The organism is Floccifex sp., from assembly GCF_051873555.1.
Lineage (GTDB): Bacteria > Bacillota_I > Bacilli_A > Erysipelotrichales > Erysipelotrichaceae > Floccifex.
In genome coordinates, this window is the sequence record NZ_JBJEEY010000091.1 from 1 (window position 1) to 1,967 (window position 1,967).

Below are 1,967 nucleotides of genomic sequence, written 5' to 3' on the forward strand. Positions count from 1 at the left end.
ACCTACTGATGCTCTTTATTTTTTAGTTATACAAAATTTTCAAAGTTGAGGATTTTATTCTTGACACTTTGATTATAATGATATAACATTTAAACGAGGTGAAGATTATGAGCTATTTAAATTTTAAGTCGAAATACGACAAATTTCCAAAAACTGTGATTGAAAATCACAAAGCAATTTGCGGATATGAAAATATCGCAAATGAATTAAAAACAAAATTAAATGAAAATTCTACTGTAGTATTTGACTATTATCCAGGTGTCTATGAAGATGAAGTAAAAGAATTAGTCAATGCATTAAATCCAGCAACTGTCATTGAAACCATTAACATTTTCAAAGAAGGAAAAGCTATTACAGAACAAATGAAATATCATTTAACAGATGATCGTACATTTGGGAAAATGTATTTTGGTGATTTTATTGACTTTATTGATGAAGACAAATTACATGAAGCACAAGAACAAGTAAAAAGTGCAAAAGGTGTTACAGTGGTATGTGGTGTTGCTGCTTCATTAGTCACTCGTGGTGATATCTATGTTTATTTTGATATGGCCCGCTGGGAAATTCAATTACGTTATCGTAAAGGAATGACAAACTATAAAGCTGATAATGCGGATGAAGAAATTTTAAAGAAAAACAAACGTGGGTTCTTTATCGAATGGCGAATTGCGGATAAACATAAACAAAGAAATTTCGAAGAATTTGATTATGTAGTAGATACAAATAAAGTAAATGAGCCAAAGATGATTACAGGAGAAACATTTAGACATAGTTTAGATGAATTAGCTAAAACTCCATTTAGAACAGTTCCTTATTTTGACCCAGGTGTATGGGGTGGACAATGGATGAAAGAAGCTTGCAACCTTGATAAAGACGCCATTAACTATGCATGGAGTTTTGACGGAGTTCCTGAAGAAAATAGCATTTTATTTGATTATGATGGCGTAGCGTTTGAACTACCAGCAATGGATTTAGTATTGTATCGTCCAAAACAATTATTAGGAGAACAAGTATTTGCTCGTTTTGGAGCAGAATATCCAATTCGTTTTGATTTCCTGGATACAATTGAAGGACAAAACTTATCTTTACAAGTACATCCATTAACAGAATATATCCGTAAAAATTATGGAATGGCTTATACACAAGATGAAAGTTACTATATTTTAGATGCAGTAGATGGTGCAACTGTTTATTTGGGATTAAAAGAAGGAATTAATCCAGATGAAATGATTGATGATTTAAGAGAAGCAGAAAAAGGAAATATTCAATTTGATGCTGAAAAATACATTAATAAATTCCCTGCAAAAAAACATGATCATTTCTTAATTCCATCAGGTACTTGTCACTGTTCAGGTGCTGGAGCTATGGTATTGGAAATCAGTGCTACTCCATATATTTTCACTTATAAATTATGGGACTGGGGACGTGTAGGATTAGATGGAAAACCTCGTCCAATTAATGTAGAACATGGTAAAAATGTAATTCAATGGAATCGTACTACAGAATGGGTTAAAGAAAACTTGGTAAACGCGGTTTATGATGTTGAAGAAGAAGGAAGCAACTGCAAAGTTGAACATACTGGTTTACATGAATTAGAATTCCTGGAAACAAGACGCTATACAATTACAGATACTTCTTATCATCAAACACATGGAACAGTAAATCAATTAAATTTAATTGATGGAATTGAAGCTATTGTAGAAAGTCCTACAAATGAATTCAAACCATTTGTTGTTCACTATGCAGAAACGTTTGTAATCCCTGCTTCTGTTAAAGAATATACAATTCGTCCTTATGGTGAAAGTGAAAATAAAGAAGTTAAAGTATTAAAAGCTTATGTTCGTAATACATTTGCTGACTAAGTGATAAAGAGAAGTCAAAAAACTTCTCTTTTTTTTAGAAATAATAGAAATTTTAACTTTTTTTAAAAAAAGTAGTTGACTGAAGAGGAATGATTTGGTAGTATA

General features: G+C 31.3%; 1 protein-coding gene. It reads left to right on the plus strand.

The window, feature by feature from the left end; genetic code table 11:
- Nucleotides 1–107 precede the first annotated feature (107 nt).
- Nucleotides 108–1,862: a class I mannose-6-phosphate isomerase gene (locus ACI32A_RS05390; protein ID WP_439754013.1), complete on the plus strand. Its 1,755-nt coding sequence runs from the start codon at nt 108–110 to the stop codon at nt 1,860–1,862.
- The last annotated feature ends 105 nt before the right edge of the window (nt 1,863–1,967 follow it).